Raw genomic sequence first — 14,161 nt, forward strand, 5'->3', positions numbered from 1 at the left:
CAAGAAACCGGAGAACCACCATGTCGTTAAGCGTGTTCGACCTGTTCAAGATTGGCATCGGCCCCTCCAGCTCCCACACCGTCGGCCCGATGCGCGCCGCTGCGCGTTTCGTCGAAGGTTTGCGCCGTGAAGGGCTACTGACGGCCACCACCTGCGTCAAGGTCGAGTTGTACGGCTCGCTCGGGGCCACCGGTAAAGGCCACGGCAGCGACAAGGCTGTGTTGCTGGGCCTGGAAGGCGAACACCCGGACACCGTGGATACCGAAACCGTCGCTGCGCGCCTGCAAGACATTCGCGGCAACGGCCGCTTGAACCTGCTCGGCGAACACAGCATTGCGTTCAACGAGAAAGAACACCTGGCGATGATTCGCAAACCGCTGCCCTATCACCCCAACGGCATGATTTTCCGCGCCTTCGACGCAGCGGGCCTGCAGATCCGCAGCCGCGAGTACTACTCGGTCGGCGGCGGTTTCGTGGTCGATGAGGACGCCGCCGGCGCCGACCGCATCGTCGAAGACGCCACGCCCCTGACATTTCCGTTCAAAAGCGCCAAGGATCTTCTCGGTCATTGCGTCAAATACGGGCTATCGATCAGCCAGGTGATGCTGACCAACGAAAGCGCCTGGCGCCCGGAAGCGGAAACCCGCGCCGGCCTGCTTAAAATCTGGCAAGTGATGCAGGACTGCGTCGCCGCCGGATGCCGTAACGAAGGCATCCTGCCCGGCGGGCTGAAGGTCAAGCGCCGGGCCGCCGCGCTGCATCGGCAATTGTGCAAAAACCCGGAATCGTCCTTGCGCGATCCCCTGTCTGTGCTGGACTGGGTCAACCTCTACGCGCTGGCGGTCAACGAGGAGAACGCCAACGGCGGGCGCGTCGTAACGGCGCCCACCAATGGTGCGGCGGGGATCATTCCAGCGGTGCTGCACTACTACATGCGCTTTATCCCGGGCGCCAATGACGACGGCGTGGTGCGATTCCTGCTGACCGCCGCGGCCATCGGCATTCTGTACAAGGAAAACGCCTCCATCTCCGGCGCCGAAGTCGGCTGCCAGGGCGAAGTCGGTGTCGCCTGCTCGATGGCCGCCGGCGCCTTGTGCGAAGTACTGGGCGGCACTGTGCAACAAGTGGAGAACGCCGCGGAAATCGGCATGGAACACAACCTCGGACTGACCTGCGACCCGATTGGCGGGCTGGTGCAAGTGCCTTGCATCGAGCGCAACGCCATGGGTTCGGTCAAGGCCATCAATGCCGTGCGCATGGCCATGCGCGGCGACGGACAACACTTCGTCTCTCTCGACAAGGTCATCCGCACCATGCGCCAGACTGGCGCCGACATGAAAAGCAAATACAAGGAAACCGCCCGTGGCGGTTTGGCGGTCAACATTATCGAGTGCTGATGCGCGCTCATCTGCACCCTTCTTCAGGAGCTGAATATGTCCACCGAACAACTGTTGAAAACCCCGTTGCACGCACTGCACATCGAACTCGGCGCACGCATGGTGCCCTTCGCCGGCTACGACATGCCCGTGCAATACCCGCTGGGCGTGATGAAAGAACACCAGCACACCCGCGATCAGGCCGGGTTGTTCGACGTCTCGCACATGGGCCAGATCCGCCTGACCGGCGCCAATGCCGCCAAGGCCCTGGAAACCCTGGTGCCGGTGGACATCATCGACCTGCCGGTGGGCATGCAGCGTTACGCCATGTTCACTAACGAGACCGGCGGCATCCTCGACGACCTGATGGTCGCCAACCTGGGTAACGACGAACTGTTCCTGGTGGTCAACGCCGCCTGCAAGGATCAGGACCTGGCCCACCTTCGCAAGCACATCGGCGACCAGTGCAGCATCGAGCCGCTGTTCGAAGAGCGTGCCCTGCTCGCCCTGCAAGGCCCGGCGGCAGTCAATGTACTGGCGCGTCTGGCGCCTACAGTTGCAAAGATGACCTTCATGCAGTTCGCCCGCGTGAAGCTGCTGGGCGTGGACTGCTTTGCCAGCCGTTCGGGTTACACCGGCGAAGACGGTTTCGAAATTTCCGTACCGGCCGCCAATGCCGAAGCCCTGGCTCGCGCCCTGCTGGCCGAACCGGAAGTGGCCGCCATCGGTCTTGGCGCCCGCGACTCCCTGCGCCTGGAAGCCGGCCTGTGCCTGTACGGCCACGACATGAACACCGACACCACCCCGATCGAAGCAAGCCTGCTGTGGGCGATCTCCAAGCCACGTCGCGCCGATGGTGCACGGGCTGGCGGCTTCCCTGGCGCCGAAACCGTATTCGCCCAGCAACAGGCAGGCGTGAACCGCAAACGTGTAGGTCTGCTGCCGCAGGAACGTACACCCGTACGTGAAGGCGCCGAGATCGTCAACGAAGCCGGCGACATCATCGGTAGCGTCTGCAGCGGCGGTTTCGGACCGACCCTGGGCGGTCCGCTGGCCATGGGTTATGTCGACAGCGCCTACATCGCACTGGACACCCCCGTTTGGGCGATCGTTCGTGGGAAAAAGGTGCCTTTGCTTGTAAGCAAAATGCCATTTGTTCCACAACGCTACTATCGTGGCTGATTGACTGTTCCTATAAGTAACGCGGTTGCGTTAACGGTGCACTAATGTGTAACGCAACCGCCATATAACAGTGCATCGTTTGGCTATAAGCTTCGATTATGAACTTTGCTTATAACGATCGAAAACAATTGAACAACACTAGGGAATAAGCCCCCGCTAATGGACTGACTTTGCCATCAACCTGAGGAAATACGGGGCCTTCACGGGGCTTGTTTTTTCTCCCGTAGTTGGCGTAGAGTTTGTTCACTGTGTTTGCATGGGTCGCTTGGAATCGTGACCTGGGCAGTAGCCTACAAGTTAGCTACATCCCGTTCGACGTCTTCTTACTCTCCTGCAACCAGCCCCAGTACTCTTTCATGAGAAGGAGACTGTCATTAATTTTTTGCGTCAAAGGAAATAAGAAATGTCCCAACGTCAGAGCGGTACCGTCAAGTGGTTTAACGACGAGAAAGGTTTTGGTTTTATCACTCCTGAAAGCGGTCCGGATCTGTTCGTGCATTTCCGCGCCATCCAGGGCAACGGCTTCAAGAGCCTGAAAGAAGGCCAGAAAGTGACTTTCATCGCCGTGCAGGGCCAGAAAGGCATGCAGGCTGACGAAGTACAAGCAGAAGCCTGATCTTCTGTAACGAAAAAGCCCCTGATGCTGACATCAGGGGCTTTTTTGTGCGCGTAAATCCGTAAAATGGCTTCTTTTTTCGCCGAGAGCCTGCCATGTCGAAACACCTGCTTACCCCCCAGGGCAACTTTCCTGCCGCTGGCCTGGGTCGTCGTCTGGCAGCCATGTTCTATGATTTCCTGCTGTGCACCGCTCTGCTGATCGTCACCAGCGGCGTCTACAAGATGATCCAGATGGCGATCATCGGCGAAGAAAGGATGCGCACCCTGACCGAAGCGGGCGCGCTGGACGGCGACCCCCTGCTTTCCACCGTCTTGCTGTTCGTATTGTTCGGCTTCTTCGCCAAATTCTGGACCTGGTCCGGTCAGACGCTGGGCATGCAGGTCTGGTGCATCCGTGTGCAGAATGCCGATGGCTCGTCCATCAGCCTGTGGCAGGCGCTGCTGCGCTTTGTGGTGTCGATTGCTTCGCTGCTCTGCGTTGGCCTCGGATTCTTCTGGTCGCTGTTCGACAAACAGAAACGCAGCTGGCATGACATCTACTCCAATACCGAGCTGGTGCGGATTCCGAAGAAGACCAAATAATTCTCCGACGCAAAAACCATTGCAGGAGCGAGCCTGCTCGCGATGGCGGTCTGTCAGTCAACATTGATATGACTGACAGACCGCCATCGCGAGCAGGGCTCACTCCTACAGTTTTATGCGGCGATCCTGACAAACCTCAGGCGTTCCCGGCCAACTTCATCCGCGCCGCCTGGGTGAAATCAAGCATGCGCTTGAGCGGTCGGATTGCCTGCGGAATCAGCGCCGGGTCGACAAAGATCTCGTTCGACCCTTCCTTCAACGCCTTGAGCGTGCGCTCAAGGGTGTTCATGGCCATCCACGGGCAATGCGCACAACTGCGGCATGCCGCGCCGTTACCCGCCGTCGGGGCTTCGATAAAGACCTTGTCCGGGCACAGCTGCTGCATCTTGTAGAAGATGCCACGGTCGGTCGCGACGATCAGCGTCTTGTTCGGCAGGCTCTGGGCCGCCGCGATCAACTGACTGGTCGAACCCACGGCGTCCGCCAATTCAATCACCGAGGTCGGCGACTCCGGGTGCACCAGAATCGCCGCATCCGGGTACAGCGCCTTCATGTCTTCAAGCTGCTTGGACTTGAACTCTTCGTGAACGATGCAGGCACCGTCCCACAGCAGCATGTCGGCACCGGTCTGGCGCTGGATGTAGGTCCCCAGGTGCTTGTCCGGGCCCCAGATAATGGTCTCGCCATTGTCCATCAGGCTTTCGACGATCTCCAGCGCACAGCTTGAAGTCACCACCCAATCCGCTCGGGCCTTTACCGCAGCCGACGTGTTGGCGTACACCACCACCGTGCGCTCCGGGTGTTGATCGCAGAACGCGGAAAACTCGTCCACCGGGCAACCCAGGTCGAGCGAACAGGTCGCTTCGAGCGTCGGCATCAGCACGCGTTTTTCCGGATTGAGGATCTTGGCGGTCTCACCCATGAACTTCACGCCAGCGACGACCACGGTCTTGGCCGGATGGGCGTTGCCGAAACGAGCCATTTCCAGCGAGTCGGAAACACAGCCCCCCGTCTCTTCGGCCAGCGCCTGAATGACAGGGTCACAATAGAAGTGGGCCACCAGCACCGCGTCCTGAGCCTTGAGCTCGGCAGCGATGGCAGCACGGTAATAAGCCTCTTCATCGGCGGTCAGCGGCTTGGGCTGTTTGGCGTCGAGGTGGGCTTGAACCAGAAGGCGTTCGGAAATTTGCGTCATGTTCGCAAGACCTGCAAGCGCATTCGCGCGAAAGTCGAGTATACACCCGGCTCCGGACCCATCGGGGTACCGCCGGGAAAGTGAGTATTGATCAGGCACGGACAGCGTTGAAGCTGCGCAAGGCTACAGAATATCCGACGGATGCAAAAGGTGATTCTGACCTGCGTCATGCGCAGCAGCGCGCTGCGAAGCGGGCTTGAATCGCGGGCAAAAAAAAACCCGGAAATCCTCACTTGCGTGGGCCTTCCGGATTTTCTAAACCGCCAAAAATGGTGGGTCGTGTGGGATTCGAACCTACGACCAATTGGTTAAAAGCCAACTGCTCTACCAACTGAGCTAACGACCCGCTGTGTGGTGGCGCGTATAATACTGATTTTTAAGGACTATTCAACACCTATTTTGAAATAAATCAAAAATAAGGGGTTGGATCGCTGATTCCGGCCGCCGCAAAGCCTTCTGCACGCAGTCGGCAGCTGTCGCACTTGCCGCACGCACGGCCTTCATCGTCGGCCTGATAGCAGGAAACGGTCAGTCCATAGTTCACGCCAAGCTTCACGCCTTCCTGGACGATCTGCGCCTTGCTGAGGTTTTGCAGCGGCGCCTGGATGCGGAAGCCATTGCCTTCCACGCCGGCTTTGGTTGCCAGGTTGGCCATGCGCTCGAACGACTCGATGAACTCGGGACGGCAGTCCGGGTAACCGGAGTAGTCCACCGCGTTGACGCCGATAAAGATGTCCCGTGCGCCGAGCACTTCTGCCCAGCCCAGGGCCAGGGACAGGAACACCGTGTTACGCGCAGGCACGTACGTCACCGGAATGCCTTCACCGAGCTCCTCTGGAATATCGATACTGCTGTCGGTCAGGGCCGAGCCGCCCATGCCGTTCAGGTTCAGGCCGATCACCTTGTGCTCGACCACACCCTGGTCCCGTGCCACACGCTCGGCGGCGTACAGCTCGGCGTGAGAGCGCTGACCGTAGTCAAAGCTCATGGTGTAGCAGCTGTAGCCTTCGGCGCGCGCCATGGCCACGACGGTCGCCGAGTCCAGGCCACCGGAAAGCAGGATGACCGCTCGTTTTTCAGCCGTATTGAGTTGTTCAGTCATTTCAGCGCCCCGGCTCGTCATTCCATAGATATTTATGCAGCTGCAATTGCAAACGCACTGGCAGGTTGTCCGCCACCACCCAGTCCGCCAGATCCCGGGCATTGAGATCATGGTGACTTGGCGAGAACAGGACTTCACCGGCACGCAGGTCAAGACCGTACTGGATCAGCTTGGATACGGACCAGTCATAGTCCTCTCGCGAGCAGATGACAAATTTCACCTGATCGTTGGGCGTGAGCAGCTCGATGTTTTCGTAGCGATTGCGGTGCGCTTCCTTCGAACCCGGGGTTTTCAGGTCGACAACGCGACTGACCCGGGAATCTACTGCCGAGATATCGATGGAGCCACTGGTTTCCAGCGACACTTCGTAACCGGCGTCACACAAGCGCTTGAGCAAGGGAATGGCGTTGGGCTGTGCCAGGGGCTCGCCGCCCGTGACGCAGACGTATCGCGGGCGAAAACCGGCAACTTGCTCGAGGATGTCGTCGAGCGTGCGAATGGTTCCGCCGGTGAACGCGTAGGCGCTGTCGCAGTATTGGCAACGCAGAGGGCAACCGGTCAGGCGCACAAAAACAGTGGGCAGGCCGGCAGTCCGCGTTTCACCCTGCAACGAGTAGAAAACTTCGGTGATTCTCAATGTGTCTTGCATAGTCGCCACGGGCGTAACAGCTAAACAGGCTGTCCGCCTCCGTCAGGCACTTGAAGGAACCCCGGCAAAGCGCAGGCCCCTAAAAGCGTGTTTCATAAAAAGGGCGTGAATTCTAACGAAAAAACCCGCGACAAGCGCGGGTTTCTTTGAAACGGGTCAAGCAGGCTTACATTTTTTGCAGATCACGCTGGGCCAACTGAGCGGCGGAAGTGCCCGGATATTGGGACACCACCTGCTGCAGAATGCCTTTGACCCGGTCGGTATGACCCAGGCGACGCTCTACATCAGCGAGCTTGTACAGCGAGTCCGGCACTTTGGCGTGCTTGGGATACAGCTGCGAAACCTTGGCAAACGCCTGACCTGCGCCTTGCAGATCGCCTTTGGCCAGATTCACTTCGCCCAACCAGTATTGGGCGTTGCCCGCGTACTGGCTGTTCGGGTATTTGCGCAGGAAAGCGGCAAAAGCCTGGCTGGCCTTGTCGAAATCCTTGGCCTTGATCAGGTCGAAGGCAGCATCGTAATAGAGCTTTTCCTTCGCCGGATCCGCCGGTTCGCCACCCGCGGCAGGTGCTTGAGCGGCGGCTGCGCCAGCTGCCGCACCTGCGGCTGCACCAGCGGAATTCGAATCACCGCCGGTGGAAGAATTTTCAGGAGTCGCGGCTGGTGCAACGCCGGTTCCTATGCGCCGATCAAGATCCTGGTATCGCTCCAGGTTTTCCTGTTTCATGCGCGCTACATCATTTTGCAGAACTTCAATCGCACCTTGCTGGCGCTCGATCTGTTGCTGCATTGATTGCAGTTGGTTGAACAGCTCGCCCTGTGCCGAGACAGGGGCCGAAACCCCTCCCCCGGCATAGGCGCCGTTCGTACCGTAACCTGCAGGCGGATAACTGCTCCCGCTATTGTTATAGCCGGAGTCGTTATCGACCACAGGAACCGCAGCCCACACCGCAAGCGGCGCGAGGCTGAGAGCCAGAACAGTTACAGCACGACGGCACGTTCGCATGACGAATTACTTACGCAGTTCGACGCGACGGTTTTGAGCCCAGGACTGCTCGTCGTTGCCGGTAGCAACTGGACGCTCTTCGCCGTAGGAAACCAGTTCCAGCTGAGCTGGGGAAACACCTTGCAGTACCAGGTAGCGCTGAACGGCTTTCGCACGACGCTCGCCCAGTGCCATGTTGTACTCACGAGTACCACGTTCGTCGGTGTTGCCTTCCAGAACAACGCGAGCGCCGTTTGCTTTCAGGTCTTTGGCGTGAACGTCCAGAGCGCGCATGGCTTCTGGCTTCAGGTCCGAGCTGTCGTATTCGAAGTAGAAAGTAGTGATAGCGCGCAGAGCAGCTTCTTCGCTCAGGGAGCCGTCAACTGCACCAGTGTTTGCGCCGTAACCAGCGTTTGGATCTACCGCGCCTTCACCGGCATTGTCGCCGCCTTTGGACGAGCAACCTACAGCTACAGCCATGGCCAGTGCCAGCGCAGCAAATTTACCAAACTTCAGCATTTCCATCGTGAAACTCCTAATGAACCCCAGTGTGTTAAGTACAACGTATAGCGCCGCGTCAGTTCAGGTAAGGGGACCAGGAAGGTTCTCTGACTTCGCCTTGTGCGGTAGGAAGCGGGAGCCTTACGCGTCCATTGATGGACACGAGCATCAAGACTCCCCGGCCCTGCTGGCGGGTGGCGTAGATTACCATGGTGCCGTTGGGCGCGACAGTAGGCGACTCGTCCAGAGTGCTATCAGTGAGGATTTTTACACTACCGCGCTGCAAATCCTGGGCCGCCACCTTGAAATTGGTGAAGCCATCCTGACGGTGAATCATGACAAGCGTCTTTTCATCAGCCGACAGTTTAGGGTTGGCGTTGTAGTTACCGACGAAAGTCACGCGTTCGGCACCGCCACCACCGGCACTGGTCTTGTAGATCTGCGGCTTGCCGCCACGGTCGGACGTGAAGTAGATGGTCGAGCCATCCTTGCCCCAGAACGGTTCGGTGTTGATGCCAGGGCCGTTGGTGACGCGGCTGATCTGACGCGAACCCAGGTTCATCACATAGATGTCCGGGTTGCCGTCTTTCGACAGCACGAACGCCAGGCGATTGCCATCCGGCGACCAGGCTGGCGCACCGTTCAGGCCTTCGAAGTTGGTGATCTGCTCACGGCGACCGGTGTCGATGTTCTGCATGAAGATGCGTGGACGCTTCTGCTCGAAAGAGACATAAGCGATGCGCTTGCCATCCGGTGCGAAACGCGGCGACAGGATCGGCTCGCGCGACTGCAGCAGGGTCACGGCGCGAGCACCGTCGTAGTCCGAACGTTGCAGGGTGTAGCGAGTGTTGTTCTCGGAGAAACGCTCGGCCGTTACGTACAGCAGGCGAGTCGAGAAAGCACCCTTGATACCTGTGAGCTTTTCGAACGACTGGTCGGAGATATAGTGCGCCATGTCGCGCAACTGATCGACACCGCCGGACACGCTGCCGGTCAGCACTTGCTGTTCGGTGGCCACGTTGAACAGTGCGTATTGCACCTGCAGCCGACCGCCCGCCGGAACGATGCTGCCGACCATGACGTACTGGGCACCCAGCGCCTTGAAGTCACGGAAGATGATTTCGCTGGCCTGGCTCGGCTGGCTGATCATGTTCTGCTTTGGAAGCGGCGAGTAGTAACCCGAGTTACGCAGGTCGTTACCGATGATTTCCGCCATGTCGTCCGGCAGCACGCTACCGCCCTGGAAGCCGAACGGTACGACGGCGATCGGGGTCGCCCGATCGCTGCCGCTTGTAACCAGAATGTTTTTCTCATCTGCCATCGCCATCCCTGCCATGCAGCAGATAACGACCAGCATTCCTCGAAGAAGGTTTCTCACAAAGCTAGATCCTCAGGTGTGAATGTCATCTTGAATGAACGATACGGAGCGAAATCACTCGGCTTCATTCCCTGCATTTCTGTCAAACGTCCAATATTCTTCACCGCTGCAACAGCCGACGCGTCAAACGGACCGTCGCCACTGGACTTGGACACGCTGACCGAAGTCACCGTCCCGTCCGGCAACATGCCGATTTGCAACACGACCGTCATGCCTTTGCGGGCCGAAGGCGGACGAGCCCAGCCTTCCGCTGCACGCGCACGAATCAGATCATCGAAACTGCCGGCGACTTCATCGCCCTGCTCATCGGCCAAGGCCTGCTGACGCTGCGGCGTGTCGGAAAGCAAATCGGCCAAGGCCTGGGCCTTTTTGTCTTCGGCGGATTTACGCGCCGCTTCCTGCGATTTTTTCTTCGCAGCATCGGCAGCCGCTTTCTTCTTCGCGTCTTCAGCGACTTTCTTCTTCGCCTCTTCAGCTTCAGATTTCTTCTTGGCGTCTTCCGCGGCTTTCTTCTTGGCGTCTTCGACGATCTTTTTCTTCGCTTCTTCGGCGGCCGCTTTCTTGGCCTCTTCTTCAGCCGCTTTCTTGGCTTCTTCTTCGGCCTTCTTCTTGGCTATATCAGCCAATTGTTTCTCTTCGACCTTTTTGGCTTCGGCGGTCTTCTTCGCTTCATCGGCTTTCTTGGCTTCATCAGCCTTTTTTGCCTCTTCCGCTTTCTTCGTCTCGTCGGCCTTCTTGGATTCTTCGGCTTTTTGAGCCGCATCTTCCTTCTTTTGTTCCGCGGCCTTGATCGCTTCCTGCTCGATCTTTTTCTGTTCCATCTGTTCGACTTCGGTCTGGCGCGCAGCGGATTTCTGCGCTTCACCGGCAATCTTCTGATTGGTCTGGGTGGTGGCCCGACTTTTCGACTTCAGTTGGTACAGGGTCGCCTGGACAATCGGCTTGGCCGGCGGCAGTTCCGGGGTAAAGGCAAAGCTGACGAACAGCATGCCGAACACCAGCACGTGCAAGCCAATCGCCCAGACACTAGGCCAGAAGTAGCTTTCCGAGGCGGACGGCTCTCGCTGTTGCTGCATCAGGGCGCCTCGGTAATCAAGCCAACATTACCGACCCCGGCTTTCTGCAACCCGCCCATGGCCCCCATGACGGAGCCGTAATCGACGGTTTTGTCGCCGCGAATGAAGACCTGGGTACGCTTGCCGCCTTCGTTGCCGACGCGAATGATCTTGGTCACCGCGTCAGTCATCTGCGGCAGGGTCATGGCCCGATCCTGCTGCTTTTCGGTGTCGACTTCGCTACCAAGATTCCAGTAGTAGGTCTTGTCGGATTTGATGGAAATGGTCAGGACCTGGGTGTTGTTGTCCTGCGGCAAGGCTTCGCTGGAAACCTTGGGCAGATCAACTTTCACGCCCTGATTGAGCATCGGCGCGGTCACCATGAAGATGACCAGCAGCACCAACATCACGTCGATGTAAGGCACCACGTTCATCTCGGCGACCGGCTTGCGCTTTTTGCGAGCTCGAGCGATTAAAGCCATTGGAAATTACCTGCTTATTCTTCGCTGGTGTGCACTTTACGGTGCAGGATCGCCTGGAACTCGTCGGCGAAGGTGTAGTAGCGGCCCAGCAGGGTTTCGCTGCGAGCAGCAAAACGGTTGTAAGCGATAACGGCTGGAATGGCAGCGAACAGACCGATCGCGGTGGCAATCAGTGCTTCGGCGATACCTGGCGCCACAGTGGCCAGCGTCGCTTGCTGGGCGGTGGCCAGGCCACGGAAGGAGTTCATGATCCCCCAGACGGTACCGAACAGACCGATGTACGGGCTCACGGAACCAACGGTGGCCAGGAAAGGCAGACTCTGCTCGAGCTTTTCTTCTTCGCGGGAAATGGCGACGCGCATGGCACGGGCCACGCCTTCCATGACCGCTTCCGGATCAACGCCCGACTGCTGGCGCAGACGGGAGAATTCCTTGAAACCGGCACGGAAGATTTGCTCGACGCCCGAATCAGGGTCCGGATTGCTGCCGGCCTGACGGTACAGTTTGGACAGGTCGATACCCGACCAGAAGCGCTCTTCAAAGCTCTCCAGGGCGCGTCGACCGGCACGCAGCAGGTTGCTGCGCTGAAAAATCATGATCCACGAGGTCACCGATGCGGCTACCAGGATCAGCATTACCAGTTGCACCACGATACTGGCATTGCTGACCAGGCTCCACATGGAGGAATGGTCGACGACGTTAGCTTCCACGCTTTATCTCCTGCTTTGAGTGTGTACCCGCGCCGCTCACGTCGGCAAAGGCCGCCCGTAGAGCTTCGGGAATGGCCCGGGGTTTCAAACTTTCAGTGCGCACACAGGCCACCAGAAACTGCCCTTCGCAGAGCAGCACATTATCCGTTGCCCGCCTGACCTGCTGCTTGAAGCGCAGGCTGGCACGGTTCAATTCGATTACCTCGGCGCTTACCAGCAGTTCGTCGTCCAGTCGCGCCGGCGCGTGGTAGCGCGCTTCGCTGGAATGCACGACGAACAACAGGTCCTCACCGGCAAGCGTGGATTGGGCAAAGCCCAGATCTCGTAGCCGCTCGGTTCGAGCCCGTTCCATAAACTTGAGGTAATTAACGTAATACACGATGCCCCCCGCATCGGTGTCCTCGTAATAAACGCGACAGCGATGTGCGAAAGGCTCAAGCCCGTTTTGCGCGCGCATACTCTAGTGCTTACTCCTCAGGTTGCCAATCCGGCATGGCAACTGTTTTTCATTGTTCTGCGGCTTTCACGTGAAAGTACGGTCCTGGGACCCTACATTGCCCGAAAAAATCAGCACGCAATGTTAATTAATCGTCAGCGGCATCGAGAAACTCGTCTACCACGGGCATTTCGCCCAATCGTGACGGAATGTTTAAACCAAAATGCAGGTAGGCATGCCGCGTCACCACCCGCCCCCGAGGCGTGCGCATGATGTAACCCTGCTGGATCAGGTATGGCTCGAGCACGTCTTCGATGGTGTGACGCTCTTCGCTGATGGCGGCGGCCAGGCTGTCGACCCCGACCGGCCCGCCATCGAATTTCTCGATCATGGTCAGCAACAGACGTCGGTCCTGGTGATCGAAGCCACGCTCGTCGACGTCCAGCAGGTTCAGCGCCAGGTCGGCAATCGGCTTGGTGATGTGGCCCTTGGCGCGAACTTCAGCGAAGTCGCGCACCCGGCGCAGCAAACGGTTGGCGATCCGTGGGGTGCCACGGGCACGTCGGGCGATTTCGAAAGCACCTTCCGGGTCCAGCGGCAAACCAAGGATGCTTGCCGAGCGACTGACAATTGTCGACAGATCGGCGTTGTTGTAGAACTCCAGGCGCTGGACGATGCCGAAACGGTCTCGCAACGGGTTGGTAAGCATCCCCGCACGCGTCGTTGCGCCGACCAGGGTGAACGGCGGCAGATCCAGCTTGATCGAACGCGCGGCCGGGCCTTCACCGATCATGATGTCGAGCTGAAAATCCTCCATGGCCGGGTACAGCACTTCTTCAACGATGGGCGACAGGCGATGGATTTCGTCGATAAACAGCACATCGTGGGGCTCAAGGTTGGTCAACAGCGCCGCCAGGTCACCGGGGCGCTCCAGCACCGGCCCCGAGGTGCTCTTGATCGACACGCCCATTTCCTGGGCGATGATGTTGGCGAGCGTGGTCTTGCCCAGGCCGGGCGGCCCGAAGATCAGCGTGTGATCCAGGGACTCGTTACGACCGCGCGCAGCCTGAATGAACAACTCCATCTGCTCGCGAACAGTCGGCTGGCCAATGTATTCGGCCAGGCTGACAGGGCGAATGGCGCGGTCCTGGACTTCTTCGCGCTCACGCGGACTGTGCGTGGCAGCGATCAGACGATCAGCTTCAATCACTTAGATCATTCCCTTCAAGGCGCGGCGGATCATGTCTTCACTGCTCAAATCTTTCTCCTTGATCGCAGACACCGCCTTGCTCGCTTCCTGGGGCTTGTAGCCCAGGGAAATCAAGGCGCTGACGGCATCAGTCTCGGCAGTGTTCACCGGAGCCGGTCCATCCGGCTGGTTCGGCACCAGGGCGAACATGGCCGGTACGGTTTCCCAGGCCTTGAAGCGATCCTTGAGTTCCACCAGCAAGCGTTCGGCGGTCTTCTTGCCGACGCCCGGGACCTTGGTCAGCGCCGAAGTGTCCTGGGACTGTACGCAGCGAACCAGCTCGTCGACTTCCAGGCTCGACATCAAGGCCAGGGCCAGTTTCGGCCCGACGCCATTGAGGCGGATCAATTCGCGAAAAAAATCGCGCTCACGCCTGCCGATAAAACCATAGAGTAACTGTGCGTCTTCGCGCACGACCAAATGGGTATGCAAGGTTAGCGGCTCACCGACCGACGGCAAGCGGTAAAGGGTCGTCATGGGCACTTCAAGTTCATAGCCCAGGCCATTTACATCCAGAATCAGATGGGGAGGCTGCTTCTCAGCCAGGGTGCCGCGCAAACGTCCAATCACGTTACAAATCCTTGAGCGTTGGCCAGCTCTTGGCCAGCGACTGATAGAGCGAGCAATACCGCCGACGACACAGGCGGAACGCACTCACTCC

16 protein-coding genes and 1 tRNA gene are annotated in these 14,161 nt (G+C 58.8%); 4 read left to right on the forward strand and 13 right to left on the reverse strand.

Features of this window, described 5'->3' with window-relative positions; all coding sequences use genetic code 11:
• Positions 1 to 20 precede the first annotated feature (20 nt).
• From AC3ITA_RS22800 to AC3ITA_RS22815, 4 genes are all read left to right on the forward strand, one after another.
• The gene (locus AC3ITA_RS22800) at positions 21 to 1,397 is read left to right on the forward strand and encodes an L-serine ammonia-lyase (protein ID WP_489278405.1); all 1,377 of its coding nucleotides are present in this window, start codon (positions 21 to 23) and stop codon (positions 1,395 to 1,397) included.
• A gap of 36 nt (positions 1,398 to 1,433) precedes the next feature.
• Positions 1,434 to 2,558, forward strand: a complete 1,125-nt coding sequence (gene gcvT / locus AC3ITA_RS22805) for a glycine cleavage system aminomethyltransferase GcvT (RefSeq protein ID WP_150673656.1) — start codon at positions 1,434 to 1,436, stop codon at positions 2,556 to 2,558.
• Between the two features lie 403 nt (positions 2,559 to 2,961).
• A complete protein-coding gene (locus AC3ITA_RS22810; protein ID WP_007977299.1) occupies positions 2,962 to 3,174 on the forward strand; it encodes a cold-shock protein in 213 nt (70 codons plus the stop codon).
• Between the two features lie 95 nt (positions 3,175 to 3,269).
• On the forward strand, positions 3,270 to 3,758 hold the full coding sequence (locus AC3ITA_RS22815) for an RDD family protein (RefSeq protein WP_095942771.1): 489 nt from the start codon (positions 3,270 to 3,272) through the stop codon (positions 3,756 to 3,758).
• 136 nt (positions 3,759 to 3,894) lie between these two features.
• Here AC3ITA_RS22815 and nadA read toward each other — a convergent pair whose 3' ends face one another.
• The 13 genes from nadA to ruvA all read right to left on the reverse strand — a co-directional run bounded on the left by nadA (position 3,895) and on the right by ruvA (position 14,070).
• Positions 3,895 to 4,953: a quinolinate synthase NadA gene (nadA, locus tag AC3ITA_RS22820; protein WP_095942772.1), complete on the reverse strand. Its 1,059-nt coding sequence runs from the start codon at positions 4,951 to 4,953 to the stop codon at positions 3,895 to 3,897.
• A 270-nt stretch (positions 4,954 to 5,223) separates the two neighbouring features.
• Positions 5,224 to 5,299: transfer RNA gene (locus tag AC3ITA_RS22825), tRNA-Lys, on the reverse strand.
• A 63-nt stretch (positions 5,300 to 5,362) separates the two neighbouring features.
• Positions 5,363 to 6,055, reverse strand: coding sequence for a 7-cyano-7-deazaguanine synthase QueC (gene queC / locus AC3ITA_RS22830; protein ID WP_095942773.1), 693 nt, complete (start codon positions 6,053 to 6,055; stop codon positions 5,363 to 5,365).
• Between the two features lies 1 nt (position 6,056).
• Positions 6,057 to 6,704, reverse strand: coding sequence for a 7-carboxy-7-deazaguanine synthase QueE (gene queE, locus AC3ITA_RS22835; protein WP_008047363.1), 648 nt, complete (start codon positions 6,702 to 6,704; stop codon positions 6,057 to 6,059).
• A gap of 166 nt (positions 6,705 to 6,870) precedes the next feature.
• On the reverse strand, positions 6,871 to 7,710 hold the full coding sequence (gene ybgF, locus AC3ITA_RS22840) for a tol-pal system protein YbgF (protein ID WP_414929438.1): 840 nt from the start codon (positions 7,708 to 7,710) through the stop codon (positions 6,871 to 6,873).
• Positions 7,711 to 7,716: 6 nt separating this feature from the next.
• Positions 7,717 to 8,214, reverse strand: a complete 498-nt coding sequence (gene pal / locus AC3ITA_RS22845) for a peptidoglycan-associated lipoprotein Pal (RefSeq protein ID WP_003178634.1) — start codon at positions 8,212 to 8,214, stop codon at positions 7,717 to 7,719.
• Positions 8,215 to 8,266: 52 nt separating this feature from the next.
• Positions 8,267 to 9,547, reverse strand: a complete 1,281-nt coding sequence (tolB, locus tag AC3ITA_RS22850; RefSeq protein ID WP_167362903.1) for a Tol-Pal system beta propeller repeat protein TolB — start codon at positions 9,545 to 9,547, stop codon at positions 8,267 to 8,269.
• Positions 9,548 to 9,564: 17 nt separating this feature from the next.
• Complete coding sequence (gene tolA, locus AC3ITA_RS22855) at positions 9,565 to 10,644, reverse strand: cell envelope integrity protein TolA (RefSeq protein ID WP_095942775.1); 1,080 nt, start codon at positions 10,642 to 10,644, stop codon at positions 9,565 to 9,567.
• Complete coding sequence (gene tolR, locus AC3ITA_RS22860; protein WP_160389304.1) at positions 10,644 to 11,096, reverse strand: protein TolR; 453 nt, start codon at positions 11,094 to 11,096, stop codon at positions 10,644 to 10,646. The genes tolA and tolR overlap by 1 nt, the downstream gene beginning before the upstream one ends.
• 23 nt (positions 11,097 to 11,119) lie before the next feature.
• On the reverse strand, positions 11,120 to 11,815 hold the full coding sequence (gene tolQ / locus AC3ITA_RS22865; RefSeq protein WP_007897030.1) for a protein TolQ: 696 nt from the start codon (positions 11,813 to 11,815) through the stop codon (positions 11,120 to 11,122).
• Entirely contained in the window at positions 11,805 to 12,272 is a 468-nt protein-coding gene (ybgC, locus tag AC3ITA_RS22870) for a tol-pal system-associated acyl-CoA thioesterase (RefSeq protein ID WP_008052449.1), read from the reverse strand. Before ybgC ends, tolQ begins: the two co-directional genes overlap by 11 nt.
• Positions 12,273 to 12,399: 127 nt before the next feature.
• On the reverse strand, positions 12,400 to 13,461 hold the full coding sequence (gene ruvB, locus AC3ITA_RS22875) for a Holliday junction branch migration DNA helicase RuvB (protein WP_008015800.1): 1,062 nt from the start codon (positions 13,459 to 13,461) through the stop codon (positions 12,400 to 12,402).
• Positions 13,462 to 14,070: a Holliday junction branch migration protein RuvA gene (gene ruvA / locus AC3ITA_RS22880; RefSeq protein ID WP_095942777.1), complete on the reverse strand. Its 609-nt coding sequence runs from the start codon at positions 14,068 to 14,070 to the stop codon at positions 13,462 to 13,464. It abuts the gene before it with no gap.
• Between the last annotated feature and the right edge of the window lie 91 nt (positions 14,071 to 14,161).

The organism is Pseudomonas sp. GL_090, assembly GCF_057837765.1.

Excerpts from the sequence above, each read along its gene's own strand:
- AC3ITA_RS22800 (WP_489278405.1), top strand. The coding sequence starts at position 21 with ATGTCGTTAAGCGTGTTCGACCTGTTCAAGATTGGCATCGGCCCCTCC.
- gcvT (WP_150673656.1), top strand. The coding sequence starts at position 1,434 with ATGTCCACCGAACAACTGTTGAAAACCCCGTTGCACGCACTGCACATC.
- AC3ITA_RS22810 (WP_007977299.1), top strand. The coding sequence starts at position 2,962 with ATGTCCCAACGTCAGAGCGGTACCGTCAAGTGGTTTAACGACGAGAAA.
- AC3ITA_RS22815 (WP_095942771.1), top strand. The coding sequence starts at position 3,270 with ATGTCGAAACACCTGCTTACCCCCCAGGGCAACTTTCCTGCCGCTGGC.
- nadA (WP_095942772.1), bottom strand. The coding sequence starts at position 4,953 with ATGACGCAAATTTCCGAACGCCTTCTGGTTCAAGCCCACCTCGACGCC.
- queC (WP_095942773.1), bottom strand. The coding sequence starts at position 6,055 with ATGACTGAACAACTCAATACGGCTGAAAAACGAGCGGTCATCCTGCTT.
- queE (WP_008047363.1), bottom strand. The coding sequence starts at position 6,704 with ATGCAAGACACATTGAGAATCACCGAAGTTTTCTACTCGTTGCAGGGT.
- ybgF (WP_414929438.1), bottom strand. The coding sequence starts at position 7,710 with ATGCGAACGTGCCGTCGTGCTGTAACTGTTCTGGCTCTCAGCCTCGCG.
- pal (WP_003178634.1), bottom strand. The coding sequence starts at position 8,214 with ATGGAAATGCTGAAGTTTGGTAAATTTGCTGCGCTGGCACTGGCCATG.
- tolB (WP_167362903.1), bottom strand. The coding sequence starts at position 9,547 with ATGCTGGTCGTTATCTGCTGCATGGCAGGGATGGCGATGGCAGATGAG.
- tolA (WP_095942775.1), bottom strand. The coding sequence starts at position 10,644 with ATGCAGCAACAGCGAGAGCCGTCCGCCTCGGAAAGCTACTTCTGGCCT.
- ybgC (WP_008052449.1), bottom strand. The coding sequence starts at position 12,272 with ATGCGCGCGCAAAACGGGCTTGAGCCTTTCGCACATCGCTGTCGCGTT.